This is a genomic window from Ruegeria sp. BI11 (genome assembly GCF_056538005.1).
Window position 1 is genome coordinate 170,955 of sequence record NZ_JBQFSM010000008.1, and the last position, 26,350, is coordinate 197,304.

Annotated in this window: 19 protein-coding genes and 1 tRNA gene; 12 read left to right on the forward strand and 8 right to left on the reverse strand. The window is 55.5% G+C overall.

The window, feature by feature from the left end:
- Position 1 precedes the first annotated feature (1 nt).
- Complete coding sequence (locus ACR0DT_RS17385) at positions 2 to 772, forward strand: recombinase zinc ribbon domain-containing protein (RefSeq protein ID WP_480712010.1); 771 nt, start codon at positions 2 to 4, stop codon at positions 770 to 772.
- Here ACR0DT_RS17385 and ACR0DT_RS17390 read toward each other — a convergent pair.
- The 6 genes from ACR0DT_RS17390 to ACR0DT_RS17415 form a co-directional block, all read right to left on the reverse strand.
- Positions 729 to 805 (reverse strand) — tRNA-Met (locus ACR0DT_RS17390). The two genes, ACR0DT_RS17385 and ACR0DT_RS17390, sit on opposite strands and share 44 nt — an antisense overlap.
- 83 nt (positions 806 to 888) lie before the next feature.
- Positions 889 to 1,863 carry an alpha/beta fold hydrolase gene (locus ACR0DT_RS17395; protein WP_480711965.1) on the reverse strand — a complete coding sequence of 325 codons (975 nt, stop codon included), beginning with the start codon at positions 1,861 to 1,863 and terminating at the stop codon, positions 889 to 891.
- A 1-nt stretch (position 1,864) separates the two neighbouring features.
- Entirely contained in the window at positions 1,865 to 3,337 is a 1,473-nt protein-coding gene (locus ACR0DT_RS17400; RefSeq protein WP_480711966.1) for a flavin-containing monooxygenase, read from the reverse strand.
- Positions 3,338 to 3,458: 121 nt separating this feature from the next.
- Positions 3,459 to 3,698 carry a hypothetical protein gene (locus tag ACR0DT_RS17405; protein ID WP_480711967.1) on the reverse strand — a complete coding sequence of 80 codons (240 nt, stop codon included), beginning with the start codon at positions 3,696 to 3,698 and terminating at the stop codon, positions 3,459 to 3,461.
- A gap of 33 nt (positions 3,699 to 3,731) precedes the next feature.
- On the reverse strand, positions 3,732 to 4,886 hold the full coding sequence (locus tag ACR0DT_RS17410; protein ID WP_480711968.1) for an aromatic ring-hydroxylating oxygenase subunit alpha: 1,155 nt from the start codon (positions 4,884 to 4,886) through the stop codon (positions 3,732 to 3,734).
- 99 nt (positions 4,887 to 4,985) lie between these two features.
- The gene (locus ACR0DT_RS17415) at positions 4,986 to 5,936 is read right to left on the reverse strand and encodes a LysR substrate-binding domain-containing protein (RefSeq protein ID WP_480711969.1); all 951 of its coding nucleotides are present in this window, start codon (positions 5,934 to 5,936) and stop codon (positions 4,986 to 4,988) included.
- A 505-nt stretch (positions 5,937 to 6,441) separates the two neighbouring features.
- Here ACR0DT_RS17415 and ACR0DT_RS17420 point away from each other — a divergent pair.
- The 3 genes from ACR0DT_RS17420 (at position 6,442) to ACR0DT_RS17430 (ending at position 10,398) form a co-directional block, all read left to right on the forward strand.
- Positions 6,442 to 6,948 (forward strand): hypothetical protein, encoded by a 507-nt coding sequence (locus ACR0DT_RS17420; RefSeq protein WP_480711970.1) that lies wholly within the window; start codon positions 6,442 to 6,444, stop codon positions 6,946 to 6,948.
- Between the two features lie 117 nt (positions 6,949 to 7,065).
- Positions 7,066 to 8,697: a bifunctional aspartate transaminase/aspartate 4-decarboxylase gene (locus tag ACR0DT_RS17425; RefSeq protein WP_480711971.1), complete on the forward strand. Its 1,632-nt coding sequence runs from the start codon at positions 7,066 to 7,068 to the stop codon at positions 8,695 to 8,697.
- Positions 8,698 to 8,724: 27 nt separating this feature from the next.
- On the forward strand, positions 8,725 to 10,398 hold the full coding sequence (locus ACR0DT_RS17430; RefSeq protein ID WP_480711972.1) for an aspartate:alanine exchanger family transporter: 1,674 nt from the start codon (positions 8,725 to 8,727) through the stop codon (positions 10,396 to 10,398).
- 1 nt (position 10,399) lies between these two features.
- Here ACR0DT_RS17430 and aspT read toward each other — a convergent pair whose 3' ends face one another.
- Together aspT and ACR0DT_RS17440 are read right to left on the reverse strand one after the other, a co-directional pair.
- Complete coding sequence (gene aspT, locus ACR0DT_RS17435) at positions 10,400 to 12,100, reverse strand: aspartate-alanine antiporter (RefSeq protein ID WP_480711973.1); 1,701 nt, start codon at positions 12,098 to 12,100, stop codon at positions 10,400 to 10,402.
- Between the two features lie 325 nt (positions 12,101 to 12,425).
- The gene (locus tag ACR0DT_RS17440) at positions 12,426 to 13,388 is read right to left on the reverse strand and encodes a LysR family transcriptional regulator (protein WP_480711974.1); all 963 of its coding nucleotides are present in this window, start codon (positions 13,386 to 13,388) and stop codon (positions 12,426 to 12,428) included.
- A gap of 39 nt (positions 13,389 to 13,427) precedes the next feature.
- Between ACR0DT_RS17440 and ACR0DT_RS17445 the strand changes: the two genes are divergently transcribed.
- The 8 genes from ACR0DT_RS17445 to ACR0DT_RS17480 all read left to right on the forward strand — a co-directional run bounded on the left by ACR0DT_RS17445 (position 13,428) and on the right by ACR0DT_RS17480 (position 26,241).
- Positions 13,428 to 14,735: an aminotransferase class I/II-fold pyridoxal phosphate-dependent enzyme gene (locus ACR0DT_RS17445; protein ID WP_480711975.1), complete on the forward strand. Its 1,308-nt coding sequence runs from the start codon at positions 13,428 to 13,430 to the stop codon at positions 14,733 to 14,735.
- An 899-nt stretch (positions 14,736 to 15,634) separates the two neighbouring features.
- Positions 15,635 to 16,447 (forward strand): tetratricopeptide repeat protein, encoded by an 813-nt coding sequence (locus ACR0DT_RS17450; RefSeq protein WP_480711976.1) that lies wholly within the window; start codon positions 15,635 to 15,637, stop codon positions 16,445 to 16,447.
- Between the two features lie 52 nt (positions 16,448 to 16,499).
- Positions 16,500 to 16,865, forward strand: coding sequence for a hypothetical protein (locus ACR0DT_RS17455; protein ID WP_480711977.1), 366 nt, complete (start codon positions 16,500 to 16,502; stop codon positions 16,863 to 16,865).
- Between the two features lie 32 nt (positions 16,866 to 16,897).
- Positions 16,898 to 17,383, forward strand: a complete 486-nt coding sequence (locus ACR0DT_RS17460; protein WP_480711978.1) for an invasion associated locus B family protein — start codon at positions 16,898 to 16,900, stop codon at positions 17,381 to 17,383.
- Positions 17,383 to 19,107, forward strand: a complete 1,725-nt coding sequence (locus ACR0DT_RS17465) for a ShlB/FhaC/HecB family hemolysin secretion/activation protein (protein ID WP_480711979.1) — start codon at positions 17,383 to 17,385, stop codon at positions 19,105 to 19,107. Before ACR0DT_RS17460 ends, ACR0DT_RS17465 begins: the two co-directional genes overlap by 1 nt.
- A gap of 40 nt (positions 19,108 to 19,147) precedes the next feature.
- A complete protein-coding gene (locus ACR0DT_RS17470) occupies positions 19,148 to 25,381 on the forward strand; it encodes a two-partner secretion domain-containing protein (protein ID WP_480711980.1) in 6,234 nt (2,077 codons plus the stop codon).
- Positions 25,378 to 25,671: a hypothetical protein gene (locus ACR0DT_RS17475; RefSeq protein WP_480711981.1), complete on the forward strand. Its 294-nt coding sequence runs from the start codon at positions 25,378 to 25,380 to the stop codon at positions 25,669 to 25,671. Before ACR0DT_RS17470 ends, ACR0DT_RS17475 begins: the two co-directional genes overlap by 4 nt.
- Positions 25,672 to 26,034: 363 nt before the next feature.
- Entirely contained in the window at positions 26,035 to 26,241 is a 207-nt protein-coding gene (locus ACR0DT_RS17480; RefSeq protein WP_480711982.1) for a hypothetical protein, read from the forward strand.
- The last annotated feature ends 109 nt before the right edge of the window (positions 26,242 to 26,350 follow it).

A 26,350-nucleotide genomic window follows, 5' to 3' on the forward strand; every position in this document is an offset into this window, starting at 1 on the left:
TTTGGCCACGCAGTCTGCGGCCAAGCGATCGGGAAAATCGACCCGAAACCCTGTGCGTCCGTTCTCCGGGCTGATCAAATGCGGGTGCTGCGGTGGCGGCATGTCGATTCATGACAGAAACGGCAATGCCATCCGCATCCGTTGCTCAACGGCCAAAGAGAGTGGCTCCTGCAACAATAACGGGAAGGTTCGCCTCGACAAGATCGAGAGCGCTCTGCTGACCGAATTGCGAAAGGAGTTGTCTGAGCCAACCTACATCGATGAGTTCATCCGCACCTACAATGAAGAACGTCGCGAACTCAACGCAGCGGACAAACCGGACAGGAAGAAGCTCGAACGCGCTGTAGCAGAAGCTAACAAGCTGCTATCGCGCCGTATCGAGCTTTTTGAGATGGAAATTCTTGAAGGAGTCGAAGGCGAGGCAAAGTTGACCGAGGCCAAAGAACGCGCCTCAGTTGCCGCGGACGAATTGGCCAGCTTTGACGAGAAGGAGAAGGCGCTCGAATTCAATCCTGCGACAGCATCCAGTTATGTCACGGCACTGGATGAAATGATCTCTTCCATGCAGACGCATGACGGCAATCCGAATCCAAAAGCACGTGATGCGGTGCGCGGCTTGATTTCGGAGATCGTTGTGTCTCCGACCGAGGAAGGCGACGTGCCGGTCGAAGTGAAAGGCCGCCTTAGCGCCCTGGTTTCAAACCGTTCCAAAAAAGTGGGGGGTTTAGTGGTAGCGGAGGAGGGACTTGAACCCCCGACACGCGGATTATGATTCCGCTGCTCTAACCAACTGAGCTACTCCGCCATGAGTGAGAGGCGATTTAAGCGAGGGGCTGGGGCGGGTCAAGAGGGAAAACACGGACCAAGCCGGATTCTTTTTCTCTCGGCTCAAACCGTCTCGGTCACCGCCTCGGGCTTGGCACGCGGGGTTTCTGCGATCCGGCGGATGAAAGCGGCGCAGGTGTCCGGAGCTGTGATCAGAATCATATGGCCAGCCCCATCAATCCACTCGTTTGTCAGGCCGAATTGGGTCATGGGATCGCCGTGTGCCGAGGGTGAAAGGATTGCGTCCTGTGTGCCGTACAGAATGCTTCCGGGTACGGATAAATCGCCATAGCGCGCGACTTGCGCTGCCATGCTTTCATCGATCCCTACAACATCCTGAGACCCTGTAATAAAGGCCGAAGGGCGTAATCCAAGCGCGCCGCCTGCGCGATCCAGAAAATCCGCAGGCGCGGGATCGGGGGCGAACACGACGTCCAGAGTGTGTGGCGCAGTTTTGGCGGCCACCGGTACGGCGATTGTGTTTCCGATCAGACTTCGCAGCCATTCCGTGCGGATTTCCAATGGTTTGAAAGCTTGCGGTGTTGCTGGCAGAGCTTGAGTCAGGGGGGCCAGCAGGGCCAGGGCCTTGATCTTTTCTGGGTGGTCCAGCGCCATGGCCAGCGCAACCGCGCCCCCTAGTGAGTGGCCCACAAGGATCGCGTCGGTGATATTCTTGCTGTCCAGAAACTCCTGAATCATGCGCGCCTGTTCAGGCAGGCGGCCTAGATTGGCACTGTCGCGGGTCGAATAGCCACAACCGGGCCGATCGAGAGCGATGACGTGGTAGTCATCGGTCAACTTATCGACCAAAGCATAGGTGAAATGTTGCAACTGCCCGGTCAACCCGTGGATCATAACAAGGGTCTGTTTCGACGGATCGCCCTTTTCCACATAGTGAATGCTACCGCCATTCACGGGCGTGATAATCCCTAGCTGTGGAACCCGTTTTTGGCCTTCGCGGGTTAATTTACCAGTCCATAGGTTCATGCCGATTAGAAACGCGGCGATCAGCAGGGCGATGGTCAGAAGGGTGGTCATTTCAACGGTCTCCGCCTTGGGGTAGGGCAGGGTGGTATTGCTCTAGCCCGGATTGGGCCATGCGCTTTTCATACTCGGATACAGTGCCGGGCCAAAGCGTTGTGTTGCGGCCCTGATCGTCCTGATACCACGATGTGCACCCACCCACTTGCCAGATGCTGTCTGTGTGACGGTCCCGCATTTCCTGTGTAAAGGCTGTCTGTTTTGCGGCGTCAGGTGTGATGGCCTGAAGGCCGTCGCGTTGCATCTGATCCAGCACCCGCCCGATATGGCGGACCTGCGCTTCGATCATCAAAACAACCGAGTTGTGACCCAATCCGGTATGCGGCCCCAGCAATATGAAGAAGTTCGGGAATCCCGCGATGGCGGTGCCCAGATTGGCTTGCATTCCATCGGCCCACGCTTCGCGCAGGGTCAGGCCATTGGTTCCGGTGATATCCAGACGTTCGACCACGTCGGTTACGTGAAAGCCGGTGCCCCAGATCAGTACGTCGGCCTGTGTCCGGCTGCCATCCGACGCGATGATCTGATCGCCCTCGATTGCAGTCACCCCGTGCGGAAGCACGGTGACATTGTCCCTCGCAAGAGCCGAGTACCAGTCATTCGAGCTGAGGATACGTTTGCATCCGATCCTGTAGTCAGGGGTTAGGCGTTCGCGCTCGTCGGGTTCAGTGATCGCTTTCTCCAACCCGTTTCGCCACATCTTCATGGCAAAGTTGACCATCCGTTCTTCGCCACGAAACACTCGGTGGCGGTATTCAAAAATCATATAGATCAGTTTGCGGCGTATCCGGGGCAGGATCGGGATGCGCCGGTAAAGGCTACGTACCCATGGCGCGATTGGCCCGTCGGGGCGAGGCAGGACATAAGGGGCAGTTCGTTGGAAAATGGTGACATGGGCGGCCGTCTTCGCAATTTCGGGCACAAACTGAACGGCTGAGGCACCGGTGCCGACGACTGCGATGCGTTTGCCCGTAAGATCCACGTCGTGATCCCATTCAGCGGAATGAAATGCGGGGCCGGGGAAGCTGTCGGCTCCCGGTATGTCGGGCACACTCGGGACGTGCAATGCTCCAATGGCCGAGACCAAAAAACGCGCCGTCCACCGCAGACCGTCCTCGGTTTCCACCTGCCATCTTTCGCCGTCCCAGTGCGCAGATTTCAGCTGCTGGTGGAAATGGCATAGATCGTACAGGCCCTCATCCCGGCAGACTTGTTGCAGATACGCCTGAATCTCGGCCCCGCCAGCATAAGCACGGCTCCAGCCCGGGTTCAGGTGCGTGGCCATCGAATACAGATGTGAGGGGATGTCGCACGCTACACCGGGATAGGTGTTTTCGCGCCACGTCCCTCCGATATCGCCCGCTTTCTCAAGGATGGCGATACCGCTGATCCCCCGTTTGCACGCCTCGATTGCCATGCTCAGCCCCGAGAACCCGGCACCAATAATCAGCATTTCCGTGCTGTGCTGCATGCACTTGCCCCTCCCCAATGCGACCGAGATGGTTGCTTCTGACTATAGGCGCAGAGAGGCGTGTGAACAGCTTCCCGTCGGGTCAGGTCTGGTTTGCTTTCGTCCTGATTTGGCGCCGACCTTAGAAGTCCAGACGATGCGCCCGACCGTGGGCGGCAAGCCGCGCGTTCAGTGTGTCGGCCTCAGGCGCACCACTTTCCAGCGCGAAGACAAAGGCGTGGGTCAAGTAGAAACAGGCAGCGTTTATGTCCTGCGCCGCCTCTCGCTCATCCGCAGCCATGGTGTAGTAACGGATCAGGGCTGCATGATCGGCCTGCTTATGGGCCTTTAGAAGCAGGCGATCCAATTCTGCTATGTCCATTGGACCTCCTGCCAGTAGGGGCTGACAACGGCGCTACTCCGCGCGACCGTTTTCAATTTGGGTTGCCACCCAGTGATGGAAGTTATGCGTCGGCCCATCCATTGCGGGTGAGAACCGACCGCCGTCAAACAGCATACCATGGCGACCCTTTTGCATGCCCTCGACGACAAATACATCCTCTTCGAACACAGTCTTCCAAAGCTGCGCGTTCGAAGCGCGAAGCCCGTCCAACTGTGGCGTGTCCTCAACGCTTTTGGCGTAGTAAAGTTCGATATGTTCGATGGTGTTTTCGTGATCCACCGGCTCAAGCACGATAGCGAAGGCGTGGTCACGCTGCGCCCCCAATAGGACGTTAGGATAAAGCGCCACGTATTCCGCGCCTTCATCCCATTTGTCACTCAGATCTTCGAAATCAGGAAAGGTCGCGCCGTCCTGATCCGTCAACTGCCGATAAACTAAGGTGCCCTGGCCTGAATAGTGCCCGCGGGCTTCGATGTTATAGTGATCCTCCAACCGGGAATAACTGTTCAAGCCCGGATGTACCCAAGGCAGATGATAGCTTTCGCAATAGTTCTCGACCGCCAGCTTCCAGTTGGTCTTGACCTCCAGCTTGAACGACGCCGTCTCGCCGCCGTGGTGCAGGGGCTGTTCGAATTCCTTCCAGCGCTCCAGCAGAGCGCCATGGGCATCCTGAAAGTTTGGTGCGTTGCCGTCCACGTTCACAAAGATCACATCGCGCCAGACGTATGAGCGGACGCGCACCAAACCGAGTTCGTCGCGATTTATGTCCTCGTGTTTGTTTTGGCCTGGGCCGCCCACATGAGGGGTGGCGCGCAGTTCACCTTTCAGGCTGTAGCACCAGCTATGATAGGGACAACGGATCGCGCCACCTATCTTGCGGGGCGTATCCACTAGGATCATGCCACGATGACGGCAGGTGTTTTGAAATACGCCGATCTCGCCGTCACGATCACGGACAATCAGCAAGGGCATGCCCAGAAAATCCACCGGCTTGGCATCACCTACCTCGGGCACATCCTTGCCGAACCCGATCCCAGACCAATTGGCATAGAGTACCGAGCGCTTCTCTTCGGCAAAAACAGCCGGGTCGATATAGTGTTCATTCGGCAGGCCATTTGCGACGGTTACATCGGCCAGAACGGATGACAGCGCGCCATGCTTGTTCATCGGGCTCTCCTAAGGGTTGCTGGATGCGTTTCCTTTCGTATTGGCGGATAGCCTAGCCTTTTCTCAATATCAGAAAACCTCATCACTGGGTGATCTGATCTAAACCGAACCATCTTGCACCTCTTGCATGATCCACGATTTCAAGGCGCGGGCGCTGTCGGACAGTTCTTCGTCTGGGCGACCAACAATGTAGAACTGGCTGGGCGCGGTAAGATAATGCGGACCAACCGCCACCAGCTTGCCCGATTGCAGCATCGGTTGAATCAGGCGTTGCCAACCCAACGTCAAACCGGCCCCCTTGCGCGCGAGTTGTAATGCAACAGAATAGCTGTTCACGCGCGAGTCTATTGGAATAACGCCTTCGTGCCCCAAACGTCGGAACCATTCCGGCCACGTAGTCCACGTGCGATCTTCGGACTCCAGATGGATCAGCCGTTCCGCTGCAAGTGCATCCAAGCTGGCACCGGTCAGGCGATCTGCCACCTCGGGGCTGGCAACTGGTATCAAGTGATCGCGAAACAGCGGCGTGTGGGACAGGTTGGGGGCACTGTCGCGCCCATAGCGGATGAAAAAATCCACGTCGGGGCGATCCCGAAACGGGCGGTCTTGCGAAAGCTGGTCGATATTGACATCGGGCATTTCACGCCAGAACCGGATCACGGCAGGCGACAGCCACAGCGCTGCCACCGCCGTTGTCGAGCCAACTGTGACCTTGCCGCCCGATGTACGGTCACGAATCGTGGCCAGCACTTTCGATATCCGCCCGAAAGAGGATGACAGTGCCTCGTACAATGCCGTGCCATCCTCGGTCAGGTCGACGCCGCGGTGTTTGCGCTGGAATAGCGTGGTTTCCAGATCGCCTTCAAGCGCTTTGATCTGATGGCTGACTGCACCCGGGGTAACCGAGAGCTCCTCGGCGGCGTTCTTGAAGCTTAGATGCCGCGCAGCAGCTTCAAACGCAGACAAGGTGGTGAGTGGCGGCAGATTATAGTGGCGTCTGGACATGATGATCTGGAAAGCGTTGCCTGAATTCAGATGAGTTCTCCTCATTCGAATATCAGGCTTTTTTCCGTGGAAGGCCAGAACCGTGCGCGCATAAGGGGGCGGTCTGGGCCAAATTTCTGTGTTCGCGCGTTGAAATGTACAAGTAAGCGGCGGGGGGAGCTGCTCTGGCCATAGGCGAGCCCGGCTGGTCAGGCGCTCACCCCCTGATCCCGCTCGTACCCCCTCGTTAAATTCAAACTCGTAAACTGATCAGCAGGATTAAGTATTCATAGATGCGGAAATGGGCATAACTTTTACAAGATCGTGTCAGATGTGTGTATCTTTCGGTCGATATCGCGGGATTTGCCTCAATTTCCTAATGTGCAGGTTTTCAACATACGCGCCGACAATTAGGCACTTTCGATCTCTTATGTTTGTGGTAAAACGCCATTCATGGCATTTTCCATACGCCAACAAAGGGACAGAATCTGCAAATAATGGCGTTAAATCGCAATCAATTTTCCCTAAGAGTTTCCACGTCCTCATCAGACCATAGTGTTAGAGGACGCTTATGAATTTGGAATCTCACGAAGCTGCGGCCGAGATTGCGCCGCGTGTTATCTCGATCGCAAAGCGCGAGCGGCAGATTTGCCAGGCCTCCAAAGCAGCTGAAGCCGCATTTGAGAAGATTGCCTGCACAGCCACGGGTGGCGTTGCCGTTCATAGCGAGTTGCAGGACCGTGTGTTTTCCATCTTTCGCTGGTATTTCCTTTCGGCCTTTTGCACCCGATTGTTGACGGATGCCGGGCATCGGCTGGAACATCAGACTCTGCAGGTTTCGGTGGATATATTCAGCGCCGTCAAGATGGTGCTGACCGACAGTGAGATTGAGCGATCAATGGCTCTGGTCAGTGTCGAACAAACGTCTCCGGCAGTAGTGCGGGCGAATGACATTGGCAGCCGGGGTCATACCGTCGGTTGGGTTGCTGCCGGGCTATATGAAAAAGGCCGGGATTTCCCCGGCGAGATTCAGAATGCGCTGGCGGGGGCGCTGGCAGCATCGTCCCGGATCAACTAATAATCCGCGAAAGTTACCCCTACGTCAGTTGCTGACTACACAGTTTACACACATGCAAATCCTTGCGTACGATCCGGTAGAATTTTTCCGATTGTTTTAACGCAAGGGTTTGATGCCATGTCAGAAACACTGGACCTGCATAAGTTCGAAAACCTAAGTCCTTTTCAAATCAAAGATGAACTGATCAAGCTGGCTCAGAAAGAGTCGCGCCAGATGGCGCTACCTTATCTGAATGCAGGGCGCGGCAATCCCAACTGGATCGCCTCGAAGGCGCGCGAGGCGTTTTTCCTGCTGGGCCAGTTCGCAATGACCGAAGCGCAGCGCCATCGTAACGAGCCGCAGGTTGGTCTGGCGGGGATGCCGCAGGGACCGGGTTGCTATGACCGGCTCAAGGCGTATTGCGCGGATTCGGTTGCGAAAGACGGTCCTCCGGGCGCGGATACTCTGGCAGTTGTTGTGGATTTCGCGATTAAGAAATTCGGCTTCAACCCTGACGATTTCATGCTGGAGCTGACCGACGGCATTGTTGGTGATCACTATCCAATGCCGGACCGGTGCATGGCGCATAACGAAGCGATCGTCCATGAATATGTAATGTGGGCGATGTGCGCGGGGCACCGGCCCGATGCCAAGTTTGACATTTACGCGGTCGAAGGCGGCACCGCCGCAATGTGCTATATTTTCAAAGCGCTCAAGAACCAACGCCTGCTTAATGCGGGTGATACTATTGCGCTGGGCACGCCGATCTTCACACCTTATCTGGAAATGCCGGTGCTAGAAGATTACGGACTGAACGTGGTCGATGTGTCCTCCGCCGAGGAAGACCATTTTCAGCTGACCGATGACGATCTTGAACAGCTGGCCGATCCGAAGGTCAAAGCGCTGTTTCTGGTCAACCCGGGCAACCCGTCATCGGTCGCCATCAGCCCCGAGGTCATGACCCGGCTAGTCGATTTTGTTAAAACCCGTCGCCCAGACCTGATCATCCTGACGGATGATGTCTATGGCACCTTCGTTCCAAACTTTCAGTCGGTGATGGGTCACCTGCCAGAGAACACAATCGGTGTGTATTCCTATTCCAAGTATTTCGGCTGCACAGGCTGGCGTCTTGGGGCCATTCTGGTGGCCGAGAACAATATTTTCGACAAGATGATTGCCGATGCCCCGGATGAGACCAAGGCTGTCGTTAATGCGCGGTACGAGACGTTGACCCCCGATCCGTCGTCGTTCAAGTTCATCGACCGGATCGTAGCCGACAGTCGTGACGTGGCGCTGAACCATACGGCAGGCCTGTCACTGCCGCAGCAGGTGATGATGACGCTGTTTTCGCTGGTTGAATTGATGGACAAGGACAAGGGGTATCAGAAGTTCTGCTGGGGTATCCTGCAGCATCGTTTCGATGAACTGGTCGAGGGGATGGGGATCGATGTCCCCGACAACCCATTGTTCGACAAGTATTACGGCATCATTGATTTCGAATTCTGGCTGCGAAAATATGTTGGTGAAGAGGTTGTCGCCTGGATCAAAGAAAACGTCCACCCGCTGGATATCTCGTTCAAGCTGGCGCAGGACCATGGGATCGTGCTGTTGAACGGGTCGGGCTTTGATGCGCCGAACTGGTCGGCGCGGGTGTCCTTCGCCAATCTCGACGATAGCGCCTATCGCCAGATTGGGCGTGCGGTGCGGGCGGTGGCTGTGGGGTATGTACAGGCCTATCGTGCATCGAAAGGATTGCCGTTGCACGGCTAAGAAAAGGGCAGAAAAGGGGAGCGGGGCATGGAATTGATCGGGTCTATTTTTGGCCACCATCCTGCCCTTGCCTTGTTCTGTAGTCTTGCCCTTGGCTATGCGCTGGGCAAGATCACCATCGGCTCGTTCACCGTTGGATCGGTGGCGGGCTGTTTGCTGGCCGGTGTTCTGGTCGGTCAGATTGGGGTGGTTGTTTCCGATGATCTGAAACAGGCATTCTTTTTGCTGTTTCTGTTTTCCATCGGCTATCGCACCGGGCCTCAGTTCTTTCGGTCTCTGAACCTGCGCGCGTTGCCTCAGATTGCGATCACCGTCTTGCTGTGTGTGGTGGCCCTGTTGGTTGCGGTGCTGTTGGCGCCGCTGATGGGGCTTTCCGTTGGGATCGCCGCTGGGCTTCTGGCAGGGGGTGTCACGGAAAGCGCGACATTGGGTGTTGCCATCGACGCGTTTGCCAAAGCCGGGGCTGATGAGGCCGCGCAAGCGATTTTCGACGGAGAGATCGCCACCGGTTTCGCGGTGGCTTATTTCGTCGGGGTCATTGCGACCATCTTTTTCCACACGCAACTGGCACCTCGGCTTTATGGCCGGTCGCTGAAAGAGGCCTGCGCAGAATATGAGGCCAAGCTGAACAGCGACGATGCTCCGATGGTGTCCGAACACCGTGATTTCGAGGCTCGCGCCTATCGTATCAATCCCGAATTTGTGGGCCACAGAATCTCTGAGCTTGAAGCTCGTGTTCCCGAACATGTCCGTGCGTTTTTTGATCGGGTCCGCAGGGGCGACAGGATCCTTCCCACCTCGCGCGATATGGTGCTGCAAGAGGGTGACATTGCCGCCATCGCCGGTGTGCGGTCCTATCTGATCGAACACACCGCCATGCTGGGGGAAGAAGTCGAAGACCCCGAACTTCTGGACCTACCGGTTCAGACAAACGACATCGTTGTGACCAAGAACGAGGTGGTCAACAAGACCCTGGCCGAGCTTTCGGCCCGCCCCGAAGCGCGCACCATTTATCTGCGCGGCATCATGCGCAGTGGTGAGCGGCTGCCGATCTTTCGTGGTGTGACCCTGCACAGGGGGGACGTGCTGACCGTGTCGGGCACCCGCAGCCATATCGAAGACGCTGCCGCCAGATTGGGATATGTGGATCGCGAAACCAGCAAGACCGATATGGTCTTTGTGGCCTTTTTCATCCTGATGGGCGGGTTGATCGGCATCCCGGCGCTGAAATATGGCGCGATTGAACTGGGGCTTGGAACTTCGGTCGGCGTGCTGTTGGGAGGTTTGGTGGCGGGGTGGTTACGCTCGGTTCACCGCACATTCGGCTTTGTGCCTGAGGCAACGCTGTGGATTTTCGACTCGTTAGGTCTGTGCGTGTTTGTGGCCTGCGTAGGCATCACCTCAGGGCCCAGTTTTGTGACCGGAGTGATCGAGAGCGGGCCATCGCTGATCTTCGGGTCGGTGGCCATCGTGTTGCTGGCCCATGGGACGGCGGTTGTCGTGGGGCACAAGGTCTTTGGCATAAACGAGGGCGTTCTGGCAGGCACATGCTGTGGGGCAGGAACCTCGGCCCCCGGTCTGGCTGCGGTGCAGGAAGCGGCGCAGAGCCAGGTTCCAACTCTGGGCTACGGCCTCGGCTATGCCGTGGGCAACGTTCTGCTGGCTCTTTGGGGCTCGGTCATCGTGATCGCGCTGATGTAGTTTACGGCACGAACGCCACGACCAGCGGTCCCCAGAGCGTAAGGAAGATATTCGCCACAGCATAGGTCATGGTGAACGCGGGCGTCGGGGTTGCGTTCCCGGCTTTTTCCAGCAGCGTTGCAAAGCCCGGATTGCCAGAGCGGGACCCTGTTACCACCGCGCAGGCCTCGACCGGGTTTTTGATGCGCAGGACGAAGTAGTTGATCGGGAACTGCACGATCATCGGCATCAACGTGACTACGACACCAAGCAGCAGCAGAGTGATCCCGTATTCCTGAATGGCCTCGAGCGCTGGCTTGCCTGCGTTCAGGCCGACGACACCGACAAAGACAGCCAGACCAAAGCTTTGCAGGAAATTCGCAGCTCCGCGATTGATCCCGCCGATTTTGGGTCGCCGGATGCGCAGGTATCCGATGACCAGCCCGGTCACCAAGCAACCAAGACCGGACCCTAGCGCCACTTTTGTACCGGCGATAACAAAGCTGATCTCACCGATCAGATAACCGATGGCCACGCCAATCCCCAAAGCGATGAAATTCGTGACCGAGGCCGCAGGTGGTACATATCCAGCCGCTTTGGCAATTCGGTTTAGATCGTCCTTGTGGCCGACAATGCTAACCTCATCGCCCGCGTGAATCTCAGTGTTATGTAACACCGGCACATCATGGCCCATGCGGGTGATTTTGGAGATATGAACCCCGCGCCGCTGATCCGCTGTCAACGCCTCACGTATTTCCGCCAGCGTCTTGCCAGTCAGTTTGCGGTTGGTGACAACAACGTTGCGGCGCTCTTCCACAACTGTCAGCTCAGGCGGGTATTCTCCGATTTCTCCACTTGCTGTGCCTTCGAATTGGGTCAGGGTTCCGACCAGGCCAGAAACGACGATCACGTCCCCGGTGCTGACAACCGTATCCGGCGTCGGATCAACCGGCGCGCCGTCGTGTAGCAGTTTTTCGACGATCAGATCACCGTCATAGCCGCCTTCGATGGCCTTGACCGTCTGACCTGCAATCGCGGCGTCTGCATTCACCTGATAGGCACGGGCGTCAAAGCGGTTCATCGGAAGGAACTCACCTTCCTCCAGCTTGCGGCCGCCACCGCTGAGCTTTTGCGCCAGCTTGATCGCCTCTTGCCTCAGGTCGACGCGCATGATGATCGGGATGACGCTGACCGCAAGGATCGGGCCGATCGAGCCAAAGATGTAGGTGACCGAATACCCCACCGCGATATTGGTTTTCAGTTTTTCAGCCTCATCCGCTGCCAGCCCCAGCAAGTCGATGGCATTGCCGGCGGTGCCGATAATCGCCGATTGGGTCAATCCTCCGGCTGCCAGCCCGGCGGCGAGGCCCTTGTCCAACCCGGCCAGTCGGGCGACGACGATAACGAAGAACAGCCCCCAAAGCGTCATCATGAACGCGGCCAGCAGTTTGGTCAGCGCGGTTCGGTTCAAAGCGGCAAAAAATTGCGGTCCGCCATTGTAGCCAACCATGAAGATAAACAGTGAGAAAAAGACGTTCTGAACATCAGTACTTAAATTGATGCCACCGATCTGACCCACGAAAACGGCCACCAGCAAAGTTCCGGCGATGCCGCCCAATTCGAACTTACCGACCCGAAATTTGCCGATGCCGTATCCCAGGCCCAGACAAAGAAAAAGCGCCATGATCGGAAAGGCGCGGAGCTGCTCAGTGATCAATTCCATCTTTAAATCTCCAGGGTTCAAGTCTGGCTTTTTAGCACCACGAATGGTACCTCAGAACGCTGATAATGCTTGAAAATTTAGCTTACCGATGATGCGCCGCACTCAGGTAAACATCGGTTTTGCGATCTGTCAAATTCTCTAGCAGAATCACGTTCTAATGTCGAATTGATCATGACGTGTGCGGACGGGGCCCACAGGGCTGATTGCTCGCAACAATAGATTGGATCGCAGGCTGCAATTCTTGCCCTAGCGGGATTAACCGCATCAAGCTTTAGGCACAAATACTGGGCGCACTGGAGCAGTTGTGGACAACGATGCAAAGTAATCAACCGTCAATTTTGCGTCCCCTCTCTCTTCCTGCAAGCAAGGACACAACGTGATCCGTTTCAGGCCTACGACGTGTTTCACACGGCAACTGGACCACGAGAGAACGACCAGTTGGGCAAGATTTTGAATACGCAACTGCCAAGGTTCCATCCTCTAAAGCATCTTCGACCAGACATAGGTGCCCCATCAGCACGCCTGCACCGGCCTTGGCTTCCTCAACGGCGAGGCTGTAGAGCGAAAACTGGGGGCCGCTTCTATCGTTGCCAAGGTGACAGCCGGTGTCTTTTGACCATCTGGACCAATCGTCGTTCCAGCTTTGATCGTGCAACAGCGGAACGTCTTGAAAACCGTTTGCTCTCTGTACCCGCTCCAAAAGAGAAGGCGCACACACCGGAAGAATACTATCCTCGCTGATGGCAATCTGATTTGGCGTTACGTCTGGTGTTGCAAAGAAGACTGACAGATCGAACATCTCACGTGAGAGGCTCGGCGGTGTTTCCATCGCAGTGACGGAAAAATTGATGTCCGGAAATTGCTCTCTGATCCGGCGAAGCCGCTTGGGCAACCAAAGTTGGGCGACCGCAGGTAGTGCCGCGATATGGAAATCAGCCTTGGGCTTGAGGTTGCGCAGTGCGCGGGCGGCATCAGACATTTGGTCAAAGGCCGCGGTAAAATCCTCGACCAATGACTGCCCTTCGGGGGTGAGTTCAACCCCCTGAGCGTTGCGACGGAAGAGCGGCGTGCCAGCCCAGCCTTCAAGTGACTTGATATGTTGCGAGATAGCCCCCGGCGATACATTCAGTTCATCTGCGGCCGCCACAAAGCTGATGTGGCGTGCGGCTGCCTCAAAGGCGCGCATGGCGTTCAAGGGCGGCCCCTTTGGGCGTTTAGGAGAGACGCTCATTGATGTAGCCTTAGTTTTTCTACGCCAAGAAATAGCAATTCTGCTTTGCGATGTCACGAAATAGCCGTCACATTGAGAAAAACAGGAGATCGTCGGATGACACTTGCACAAAGAGATTGGGTGCCTGCCAAAAGCGAAGCCTTGGTTCAGGAGATTGCGACAAAGGCCGCTTTGACACCGTCAAGCGATCTTTTGGAGCGGATTGAGGTTCTGGTCGAGGAAAACCGCCGTATTCACGAGGAAGAATGCTTCAACCTCAATCCGGCTACCAATGTGATGAACCCAAAGGCCGAAGCATTGTTGTCCTGTGGTATCGGATCCCGGCCTTCGTTGGGATATCCCGGCGATAAATACGAGATGGGGCTTGAGGCGATTGAAGAGATCGAAATCATCGCGGCGCAGCTTTGTGCCGAAGTGTTCGATGCCAAGTTCGCTGAGGTCCGCGTGCCCTCTGGAGCGATTGCCAACCTTTATGGTTTTATGGCGACCTGCAAAGCGGGGGATAAAATTATTGCACCGCCTGCGTCGATTGGCGGGCACGTTACCCATCATTTGGCTGGGTGCGCTGGTCTCTACGGTCTGCGTACGATTGAGGCCCCGGTAAATTCGGATGGCTACACCGTTGATTTGGAGCAACTTCGAACGCTGGCACTGGCAGAGAGGCCTAAGCTGATCACGATTGGCGGCAGCTTGAACCTGTTTGAACACCCCGTGGCCGAAGTTCGCGCCATTGCGGATGAAGTTGGCGCAAAGGTTATGTTTGACGCGGCCCATCAATGCGGGATCATCGCGGGGCGAGCATGGACGAACCCCTTGGCCGAAGGCGCTCATTTCATGACGATGAGCACATACAAAAGCCTTGGCGGACCCGCTGGTGGTTTGATCGTGTCGAATGACCCTGAGATCGCCAAGTCGCTCGACGCAATAGCCTTCCCGGGCATGACGGCTAATTTTGACGCGGCGAAAACGGCTGCTTTGGCCGTAACCATGCTTGACTGGAAGGACTTTGGTGCAGCTTACGCGGCCGAGATGGTCGCCATGTCGCGGGCGTTGGCGACAGCTTTGGATGAGGTGGGCGTTCCGGTTTTTGCGGGTCCCAAGGGCCATACGAACTCTCACCAATTCGCCGTTTTGGCCGAATCTTTTGGTGGCGGTCAAGCTGCGTCCAAGACACTGCGTCAGAACGGCTTTCTTGCCTGCGGAATCGGTTTGCCGGTCGCGCCGGTCCAGGGGGATATGAACGGCCTTAGAATAGGTACGCCGGAACTGGTTCGCTGGGGCATGACTTCCGGCGACGCGGAACGATTGGCTGAGTTGATCAAGCAAGGTCTGTGCGACAACGGTATCGGAGAAGAGGTCTCAGACTGGCGACGCGAATTCCGCAAACTCTGTTTTGTTCACTAGTTGGGAAGCAACATCTGGAGCATCGTCAGTGAAGGGCTGTATTTCCACACAATTTGTTAGCAGCTCTTCCCTGCTACGCTCCGCTGGTTTTTGGTCTTGTTTAGGTATTGGCCAGCGGAAGTAGTAGATGTCGTGTCTCATTTATAAATAGCACGCATGCAGCTTTATTATGCGTCATGCCGTTAAACGCATTCTATCTGCTTGAACTGTTTGGATCGCCCCTCAAAGGTTTACCTTTTTGCGAAGAAAAAACTTTATGAAATCAAATGTGACTATACCAACTACTTCATCGGACCTTCCTTTTTGGCAGCATAGTTTTTCCTTATCCTGTTGGAACGACTAAAGTACATTATGCAGCGTGCGGAAGAGATCGGAGAGGTCGATCCTGATTTTGACGTAAAAGCATACTTGGACGAGATGTGGGATGAATTTTGAAAGCTGGCAGGATGGTCCCAAGAATTGATGCTTTCTTCATAAAAAACTATCTCTTCCAGCCAAGTCATTCTCCGAGCGACATGCGTTACAGCCATCCAGCAGGCGTTTTGTCCCGTTGGAAACTCGAGCGCGACCTTCTACTGTATTTCTGCTTGTCGATAACCGCATCACACTTGCGAAGTAACTTTTTCGGAAACCGATTCGTCGTTTAACAGCTCTGAAGCTGGATCACCTGTCTCCCGGGTCAGTTCGGTAAAATTAAAAAGCTCAGACATTTTGTTTTCATGGATACAAATGTGGCGCCAAACAGGCCATGCACCTCTCCAATCGAAGCGAGTTGCCACATTGCGGCCACAGACCAAAGGCGCATAACTTTTTAGTGAGGTTCGGTATGTTTTTCCCCCTTAACGTGTGCTGTGAGCTTTGTTAGCGAGAAGCTAATAAAATAAACAAAAGGTTACGGAATGGGTATTTTGAGGACCGCTTTTGACGGAGCAGTTTTTGCATCTATCGCGTGTGCTGCATATGCCGACGTTCCTGCGGGCATTGTTGCCCTGGAAGCTGGTAATGTTTCGGGCGCAGTCGAGGAGTTTCAGACTGGTTTTGACGATGGTGATGCAGATGGTGCGTTCTTCATCGGGCGCCTGTTTGAGATGGGTCTGGGAACTGAGCGCGACATGCGCCGCGCTCTCGAGCTCTATAGCGCGGCAGCTGATCAGGGCAGTGCGTTAGCGCAGAACCGGCTCGGTTTGATGTACCTGAATGGCGAATTGGTCTTGCAGGATTATCAGCGCGCTGCGGAGTTGATTTGTGCGGCAGCAGAGTCCGGCGATGCCAACAGCGCATTCAATTGCGGCTTACTATTCGCGGATGGACAGGGCGTAGATCAAGATGCGGCAAGCGCGGTGGCATTCTGGCAGCAAGCCGCAGAGCAGAACCACGTAGCAGCCATCAACTATCTGGGTCAGGCCTACCGCGATGGCGCAGGTGTAACGCAGAATTATGAGACCGCTTTTGAGAATTTCTCGCGCACTGGGGGAGCTGGCAATCCTCTGGGGCTCTTTGAGTTGGCCAAAGCCTATCAGTCAGGCAACGGCGTGGATCAGGATCTCATCAAAGCGCATGGCTATGCCAATTTGGCGTCCGCGCGGGGCATGGAAGAAGCTCGCACCCTGCGAGACACTCTGAACACACAGCTGAACCGTGATGATCTAGAGGCAGCACAAAGTTTTGCCCGCGAATGGGAAGCAACCCCACTGCATCAGGCTTCGCAGTAGTCCCCGTATTCAGGTCTTCGAGTTTTCGTCGGTTCAGATTGGTTCATCTGTTATGAAAAATCTGCTTTTTCTCACGGTTGCTGTTCTGTGTCTCCTGAGCGGGTGTTCAGGTACATCGCCTGAGCGCCTGAAAGAAATCTACGGCGTCTCTCCGTCGAGCAATGGCGGCTTTACGGCCTCCATAGAAGTGCGCGCAAACCATGCCGATCAGCAGGATAAGTTCAGCCAGAACGCATTCAACGAGATTTGTGCGGGACCCGCGACCATTATGTCCCGCTCAGTGTCGGCCCCTTTCGACAAACAAACGACATACACACAAAAGACATGGAATGCTGCTGCCGGGCAATTGGTCCAGACGGCGAGCTTCCCCGTAAACACGCCGCATGTTCGCATAACCTACAGGTTTGAATGCGCATGAGGAGCGGATCTCTATACCGGCTGGCCATGAGCATGGGTCTCGCCCTCTTCCAGTCGACGGCCTTGGCACAAGTGATTGAGCCCCAGTCTGCGGAAGAGGTGTTTTCGGACTGGCGGGTATTGTGCCAGCCGGTGGAAGAGGATGTCGCCTGCCAGATGATGCAGAGCGTTGCCGCCGAAGAGAATGGCCCGCCAGTCTTTCTGCTGAGCGTTTCTGACGATGAAGACACGGGCCAAAGCTATGCAGTCATAACGGTTCCTGTTGGTGTCTATCTGGCTCCGGGCATCGAGTTGCACGTGGACAAACGCCGTCCCTTTAAAGTCTTGTATGAGGTCTGCGATCAGTTTGGCTGCCACGCGGGGTTCCAGATGGACGGCGATGTCCTGGCGGCATTCCGGAGGGGACTGGAAGTCAAAGCCCGAGTTTGGACCGCTCGCGACAAGGCGGTTGATTTCCCGGTTTCTCTGCGCGGGTTCACCGCCGCTTACAATCAATTTAGAACGGCGGGGGACAACTGATGGGTTTTCGATCCCTCTTCCTGACCTCAGCATTCGGTCTCAACGCGCTTCTGCTGACCGCAGCAGCCGTTTCAGCGCAAGGCGTCTCACCCGGTGATTTGCAGCGCATTGGCAACGATATTCTTCAGCAGCAAACTCAGCAGACGGAAGAACAGGAACAACGCCGCCGGGAATTTGAAGAACGTGAGGATGTGGTACAGGACCAGACCGCTGGAGAGGAGCTCTATGTTCCTCCCCCGGGTGGCCCCTGCTTTGAAATCCGCAGTATTGATCTCGAAGGTTTTGAAGCATTTAAAAGTGAGCCCGAAGGCTATCGCGATCTGATTGGCACCTGTGCGACGGCAGCAGACATCGCTGAGGTGCTGAGCCAGATCAACACATTTTATCAGCAGCTGGGGTTCATCACGACCCGCGCTTATGTGCCGGAACAGGATATCGCAGACGGGTCTCTGGCGATCACCATCGTGCCGGGCCGCATCGAAGGCTATGTCTACGGCACCGGCAAACCAGCGGATGCACGTCTGAATGCGGCCTTTCCGACTGCACGTGGTGACCTTTTGAACCTGCGCGATCTGGAACAGGGGTTAGAGAATATTAACGCCCCCCGGTCGGCCAGCGGACAGTTCCAGTTGGTGCCCGGAGAAACACCTGGTGGGTCCTTCATACAGGTTGACGTGCAGGACCGCCGCCCCTGGTACTTGGATTTCCAATTCGACAATTCCGGCTTTGAATCCACCGGCCGGATCAAAGGCACCAGCACATTTGGACTCGATAACGGGTTAAGCCTCAATGACCAGCTGCGGATCGGAATCACCACCACTCCATTTGAAGAACGTGGTGAACGCTACTCGGATTCTGTTTTTGTCAACTGGGGCCTGCCGGTCGGCAACTGGTTGTTCAATGCGGATTTTGGAGCGAGCGATTACCGCTTCATTACCCAAGGCATCAACCAGTCCTTTGTCACAGAAGGACGCAGCCAGTACCTGATCCTGCTGACTGAGCGACTGTTGATGCGGAACCAGACGTCGAAGATCTACGCCTATGGTGACCTGAAGCTGAACAGAACCAAAACGTCGATCAACGATATCGAGATCACCAGTCAACGCCAGCGCCTGACAATCGCCTCGCTGGGCCTGAGAGGTGAGCAGACCATCGGACAGGGTCGGCTGTTCTGGAACATTGGCGTGAAGGCCGGGCTCGATGCGCTTGGTGCTGGCATTCCCGAACGCAGTGTTATCGATCAGGAGTTCCGCCTGGTGAAACTCCGCGCTGATTTCTCTGCTCCGCTTGGAAAAAGCGGACTAACCTATCGGGGCACACTGGCCGGGCAATACTCCGGCGATATCCTGCCGGGGATCGAACAGTTCGGGATAGGCGGCTGGAGCACGGTTCGGGGCTTTCACGACAACAGCCTCTATGGCGATACAGGAATCTATCTCCGCAATACTGTCGAATGGGGTGCCTACAAGGCACCAAGGTTTGAAGTGCGCATGAATGCGGGCCTCGATTTTGGCTACGTCAAACCGTCGGCCCTGCGCCGCTGGTCTCAGGATCATCTGGCAGGTGTTAGCCTTGGGGCGGATTTCATCATGAACAATCAGGTCACTTTGCAGATGCAAGTGGCACATGCGTTGAGCCGACCTGACGACTCCCCGCCAAACACCAATCCGGCCTTCGAATCCGACAAGACCATTGGATATATCAGCCTGAGGTTGCAGTTCTGATGAAGTTATTCGCTGTTCATTGTTTTAGGAGTTTGTAGCCATGCGTAGACGTGTTTTTGAGAAAGTCATTTCTTCGGTTCTGACGCTGGCGCTCACGATACAACCTGCTTTGCTTCATGCGCAGAACATCCAGCCTGTTGGCCCGAATTCAGGTCCGCGCCCGCATGTCGACCAGTCGCTGAACGGCACCACGGTCATCAACATCTCGACTCCAAATGGTGCGGGCGTCAGTCACGATGTCTACACCGACTTTCAGGCGGATGACCTGATCCTGAACAATTCGGCCACGATCACCAACACGCAGCTGGGCGGTGTGATTGAAGGCAACGGCAATCTGACATCGGGGCAAGAAGCCAGTCTGTGGATCGGTGAGGTTGTCGGCGGCAATCAGACCCAGCTGGGCGGTATTCTGGAAGTGGCCGGGAAGCGCATGGATGTGGTGGTCGCCAATGAGTTTGGCATTACCTGCAACGGCTGCGGATTTATCAATACTGGCCGTGCGACACTGACAACTGGCAAGCCGCAGCTTGGTGGCAATGGTGCCCTCACCGGGTTCGATGTACGCCGGGGTACGGTCACAATCGGCCCCGGAGGTCTGAACCCGGAGAACCGGATAGATCTGACCGACACCAGCCGCGTCGACGTGATCGCCCGTGCCGCAGCGATCTATGGTGAGATGCGCGCGGATCAGCTCAACATCGTCGCTGGCGCCAATCAGGTGAACTATAACTGGTCCTACGATCCGGATACCGGCGCGGTGACCGGGATCACCGAGCAGGCCGGAGAAGGAGCCGCCCCAGCGCTTGCCGTGGATGTTGCTGCTCTTGGAGGCATGTACGCCAATGCAATTCGTCTGATCGCGACAGAAGACGGCGTGGGGGTGCGTCTGAATGGGGATATGGCGTCCTCAACCAATATCGCACTGCGCGCTGATGGGCAGCTCACGTTGGGCGCACCATCGGGCGGTCACACACCGCAAATCCGTGCGGGCGGGCGCGTTCAGGTCCGGAACCAGGGGCCAATTTTACTGGAAGGCGCGATTACCTCTGAGAGTGGTGATCTGATCGATATCAGAACCAGCAATGGCGACCTGATCTTCAACGGTCAGGCAGCGGGCGGTGCAATCCGTTTGGAAAGCGCGGGGATGCTGAACATCTCCGGCGCAATTGTCGCGCGTGAGGCCTTTGCGGCTGCATCAACTGGCAACTCGGTGGTACTGGATAGCGTTTCAGAGGTCTTTGCGCGGTCCATCGATGTTGATGCGCTGACGCAACTGACCTTCGATGGCAAGGCGGCCGCCCTTGAGACGGCTTCTCTGACGGCCGGAACCGAGCTTGCAACAGGTGCAAGTTCAGAACTTGTTGCGGAGTCTGTGGCTCTCACAGGCGGTGATGCTCTGATTGAAGGTCAGGCCCAGACGCTTGAAGAGCTGACCATTGAGGCGGCAGACGGGTCGGTTACTCACACGGGATCGTCTCGCGGGCAATCTGTCACCGTAACTGGTGACGAGATCCGGACAAGCGACGAATCCCAGATCGCTGCTGTCGAAAGACTGTCGGTGGCAGCTCAGGATCAAGCAATCATCGATGGCGATCTGATTGCTGGGCAACAAGTTGATCTTTCAGTGACAACAGGGGATCTCGACCTCCAAGGGCAGATCAATGCGCAAAACACCAATGTCACAATATCTGGACAAACCAGCCTTGGTGTAGCTGCACTGGCGGTGGGCCAATCCGTTCTGGAGTTTCAGACAGGATCGCTGAATGGCGGGCTGAATGCGTCACATTTTGATCAGCTGCGCGCAGGTGATGGGCTTGCAGTCACGTTGGATACTGGTGGATTGTCTGTCGGTGCAACAGAACGGGTGGAGTTTGACGGAGATCTCCTGCTCGATCTTGGTGGTGATCTGGAAAACCGCGGCACGATCAAAGCGAGCGGTGATCTTCAACTTCGCAGCAGCTCGGATCTGAACAACCGCGGCGGGCTGTTGAAGTCCGGCGAAGCAATGCAGCTTGTGGCCCGTGATGGCACTGTCCTCAACCAATCTGGACGCATCGAGGCAGATGGTGGTCTGGCTATCGAGGCAGAAACCTTTGACAACCGCTTCGACAGTATTGTGACGCAACCCTCACAGCCGGGTGTGGAGATATTCGCGGGAACTCCGGATAATAAGACAGCCAGCCGAAGGGTTTCAACCAATCCAGCTGATCTCGAACTAGAAAGCTGTTTCACCAGCAGCCGGTCGAATGGCGGTGCGGACAGAGCGAGCAGCTGCGCAACCATTTATAGCTTTGACGGCGTGTTCTCGAACCGGGGCGGTGTTACCTGGAGCACAGGCACGTCTGTTGCGGCTGCCGGGTCTAAGCCGGAAATTCTGTCGGGCGCGGGCATTGCAATTCAGGCAGATACTGTGCGCAACGACGCTGGTTTAATCTCTGCTGAAGGCGGCATCGACGTTCAAAGCTCAAGTTTTGCTAACAATGGGTATCAGGACACCCGGGTCACGCACACTGCGACATACACGAGAAACCTGACCATCGAGATCAACGAGGGCAGTGGCGGAAGTGACGCGGCCTTCACCACACGCACGGAAAGAGTGAACTATTCGCCAGTCTCGCGCGAGACCACCAACGGAGCGACATCGGAGATTGGCCAAATACTGGCGGGTGGCGCTGTCAACATCAGTAGCACATCAGTCGTGGCTAATGGCGATATCAGATCCGGAACCTCGAACGTTGTTGCGCCGCGTGATAGTTCCGCCGTAACAAGCGCACCACTGCCTGACCTGGTTGTCCTTGGATCGTCTCTGACACCGGTTCAGCCCGAGCTTCAGGAACTGGCCAACTTGGATACCTTGATTGGGGAGGGTCGGACAAACTTCGGGACAACCCCGGTTTCCTACGAAGACTTCATCTCTTCCGACTATTTTCTGGATCGCCTGCAAATCCAAGATGAGCTGTTCCAGAACACCAATCGACCCGCTGAATGGAATGGATATCCGAGCGACGGAACCTCTTATGAAGGCGCGGACGCAGTTCAGGGTCCGAGGACAGGATTCAACGGCTTTGGTGACCGGTTCGGCTTGTCAGATACAGGCTTGCTCGCTTCCCTGGGCAAAGCCAACACCTCAGACACTGGTGATCTGACAATCATTGCTGGCCGGATTACCGGTTCGGGCGGGTCTTTGATTGCTGAGAACGGCTCACTGTCCCTGACATCTTTCGGGAACATTACATTCGAAGACACCGAACTTGGTGGCGACCTGGTCGACATCATCACAGGCGGGGATTTCTCAGGCAAGGCGCTGGTGATCAGATCTGCTTCTGACACCTCGATATTTGCAGCAGGCAACGTCACTATCGAAGGTCTGGCGCATACAGAAGAGTATTACACCAACACAAGCGTCGCCAAGATCACCGAGAATCTTGCCTCGCGCTTTGACGTGGGTGGTGACCTGTCCATCATTTCCTCTGCTGACACGACCCTGGCTGGCGTTCAGGCCCAGGTCGTGGGGGATACTCGGCTAACGGCAGGCGGCAACCTCTATCTGCTCGCTGAGCAATCTGGTGTTGAATACAGCGAAGGCGATGCGAAGAACGGGACCGACCGCCTGACCCTGACCGCCCAGGTTACCCAATTGTCCACTGGCGGCGACTTTATCGCCAACGCGGGTGGTGATGCGGTCCTGGTCGGCACGCAGATTGATGCGGGCGGAAAGGCACATCTGGCAGCGGCTGGCGATGTAGTTCTGGCTGCCGCGCAAGACATCTACAAGTCAGAAACCCGCAAAACCAGCAGCGGCTTCCTTTCGAAGAAGAAGGAAACGCGATCCACACTTGCCGTCACCAATCGAGGTGTCGGGATCACCGCTGGCAGTGACATAGATGTTATCGCTGAGACAGGTGACCTGACCACAGCTGGGACAGAACTTGCCAGCGCCACAGGTGATATCAACCTCACTGCGACTGAGGGCAATATCCTCGTTGGCACCTACACCGACGTGTTCGAAGAGACGCATGTCAAAGAAAAGAGCTACCTTGGTGGACTGCTGAGCAAATCTAGCCAACTGCATACGGTCGATCACATCAACACCGGCACAGATGCGTTGGCGGCCCTGGATCTAAGCATCGTGTCCGGCACTGACACAACGCTTGTCGGCGCAACGCTGTCTACTGGTCAGAACCTGAACATCACAACAGGTGGTGATTTCTCGGTACAGGCCGCCATCGACAGTCACCGTTCCGAATTCTTCGAGACCGACATGGGTCTGGTCACCATGACCACGATTACCGAGACCAGCTTTACGGAAACGGCCGTGTTGACCGAATTTCTGGCCGGACAAGGCATGAATTTCGACATCGGCGGTGATGCCGAGTTGGTCCTGTATCAAACCGTAGGTGTTGATGCGCCCAACCCGCAAGATCTCTACCCCGAGGAACTTCTGGCCATCGACGGACTGGAACTGATCAGCCAGGAGCTGGTGGATGAGTATTTCTACAAAGAGAAGACTCAGCTCTCGCCCGCGTTCAAGGCGCTGGTGTCAATTGTGGTGGCGGCGTATGTCGCGCCTCAGCTGGTCGGTGAGTTGCTGCCAAAACTGACCTCGGTAGCCGTCTCCAATGGAGCCAATGCGTTCACTTCAACAGCACTCGTCGAAACGTTGGATGGTGTCGTAGCCGGAGATCTCGATCTGGGCGCGATTCTGGAAGCAGCTGCGTTCTCAGGTGTATCAGCGGGACTCACATCAGGCATCAACCTGAACATTCCCGAGGGTAGCCCCCTGAACGATGCCTTGGTTAGTGGTCTTGGCAATCCGCAAGGTCCACAACTCACGGTGGCCGGCATCCTGGAAGGGGCGTTGGATGGCTCAATTTCCTCTGGTCTGAGTTCAGCCGTCTATGGGACTGACTTCGCTGACGGTTTCTCAGCAAGCCTTGTACAGACAGTCACCAATCTGGCGCTGGCAGATGCTCAGTTCGAGATTGGTGGGTTGTTCACTGACGCGAACGGCAACGCCATCAACGGCGGCGAAGGCTCGGCAGGTCACATGCTCCTTCATGCGCTCGCGGGTTGTGCCGCCGCCGAAGCCACCGGTGCGGACTGTGCGGCGGGCGCGGCTGGTGGAATTGCGGCCAGTATCTATTCCGGAATCGCCGGGAGTAGTTCCCTCAGCATTGAAGAGCAGAATCGATTGGCTTCTGTCGTTGGAGCCGTTGCCGGATATCTGGTTTCAGGCGGAGAAGCGGACAACGTCGGTACAGGATCGTTCGTTGGTCAATCTGCTGTCCTCAACAACTATCTGAAACATACAGATCTGGCGAATATGCAAGCCGCTCTCGAAGCGTGCCATGCGCAGGACGGTGGATGCTCAAAGGCGGATCAACGTGATATTGCAGTTCATTTTGCCAATGTTGGTCTTCAGAATGACCGCGAGCTTGCAAATACGTGCTTCACCAACGAATGCATAGATAGCTTTTTGGCTGAAGCCGTAAGCTATGATGAAGCGATAGCTGCGTTGTCTTCGGAGAGCCCTTATGCAGCACAACTTTTGAGTGTTTCTGGTGCGTTGTTTGTATCTGGCCCTGCGCAGCAGCAACTCGATCAGAACATCGATTTCCTGAACGGCTACGAGGATTATCAGGAAACCCGCTGCGGAGGTGTGTCTGATGGTGCTTGCGTCGAAGCCTACACTGAGGCTTACGCCGACTACCTAGACGATGTCGAAACAGTTGAGGCGACCAAGCAGTTCCTAGCGGTGGTAACCGGTGCTGTGGCGCTCGGCCCCTCTGTTTGTGCCGCTACTCCCAGAACCTGCGTTGCACTGGGTGTTTCTGACGTAATTGAATGCGCCTCTGGCAACATTACATCGTGCTCTCCTGGACCAAACCTTCAGGGCACCGGGATCAAGGTAGAAGGTAGTGCACCAAATACTGGAGCGAGCAACATCAACAATGGCATCAGGTTGAATCATCAGCTTGCCGCAGAGGAAATTGCTGGTGGACATGGTTTCCAAAAGCATGTGCTTGAACAGGGTGAGTTTGCAGGTTTGGGCATTAGAACAAGGCAGCAGTACCAAAGTCATATTGAAAATGTTCTGAATAATCCTAGTAGCGTTAGGTACACATCAGACGGGCGAAGTTTCCACCTTCAGGAATCCACAGGAACAGTAGTAGTTCGAAACCCTAATGCTGCAGATGGGGGGTCAGCATTCCAACCGCAAAACTGGAGCGACTACGTATCACAACTTCCCACAAGAACGGAACCATACCAATGAGCAATGACTTTCTTATGCAAGCGATTGAGCGCGCTTTGTTGGAGCTGGAAGAGCGTGGTGACATTGTGCTCTGCGCCAACATACCTGATGTGCCGACCAAGCATATTTTCCGCGCCGTTAGTGAGCTGGTCCCAAATGAGAAACTAACTGTATCGGAACTTTCTGGTCTCCGAGCTCTGGTGTTTCAGGCAATAAGTGATCAGAGGTTTTTTGATTGGGAGATGCCTTCTTTGACGGGCTTTAACGCCGACGAATTCAAGCAGATTGCTGAAAAGTTACCAAAAGGATGAGAACCGCAATCATCTGCGCGGGTTGGCTAACTCGACTAATTTTCTTACTAGCCAGTGCTTTTATTAACTCGACGATCGCGACATTAACCCACTGAACCCAAATTGGATTAGCCAATGAGTGAATCTGAATGTGAATGGGAGAGAATCGACGCGCTCTCCTCTCCGATGGAGTTTAAGAGATTTGTGAGATGGATTGAAAATCAAGCATCAGGAGGTGTTTGCCGAGAGATAGGCGGTGTCGATCAAAAGGACGAATGGGCTGACAGAAAATTTCTATGTAATGCATCGGGTGAAACCTGGATACTCCGGCAACCCGATCCTGGTTACTTTTTAGGGTCTTGGTCGCCCGAATGAGAATTCGTCGTGCACGCGATTTTGTTGAAAACTAAAAAGTACGGACAAGTGAATGGGGGTCAAACAGCAGCACTTATGGCGCTCAATAAAGCCTTAACCATACCGCTCATCTGTTTTGTGACCACTCTCAATAGCCTGACCTCCAAAAGTGAGCTGACGCTGATTTTTGAAAGTGGCGACCCATTTGCCGACGAAGATGCAGGTGATTGTGGTTAGGGCGATGGTGGTGGTTGCGGCGATTGAGTCGGCAGTCGTTCATTCTGATTATGGTTGCTCTGGGCCGTATCACGGCCATAGAACGGCAATTTCGTCCTTGATGGGTTTG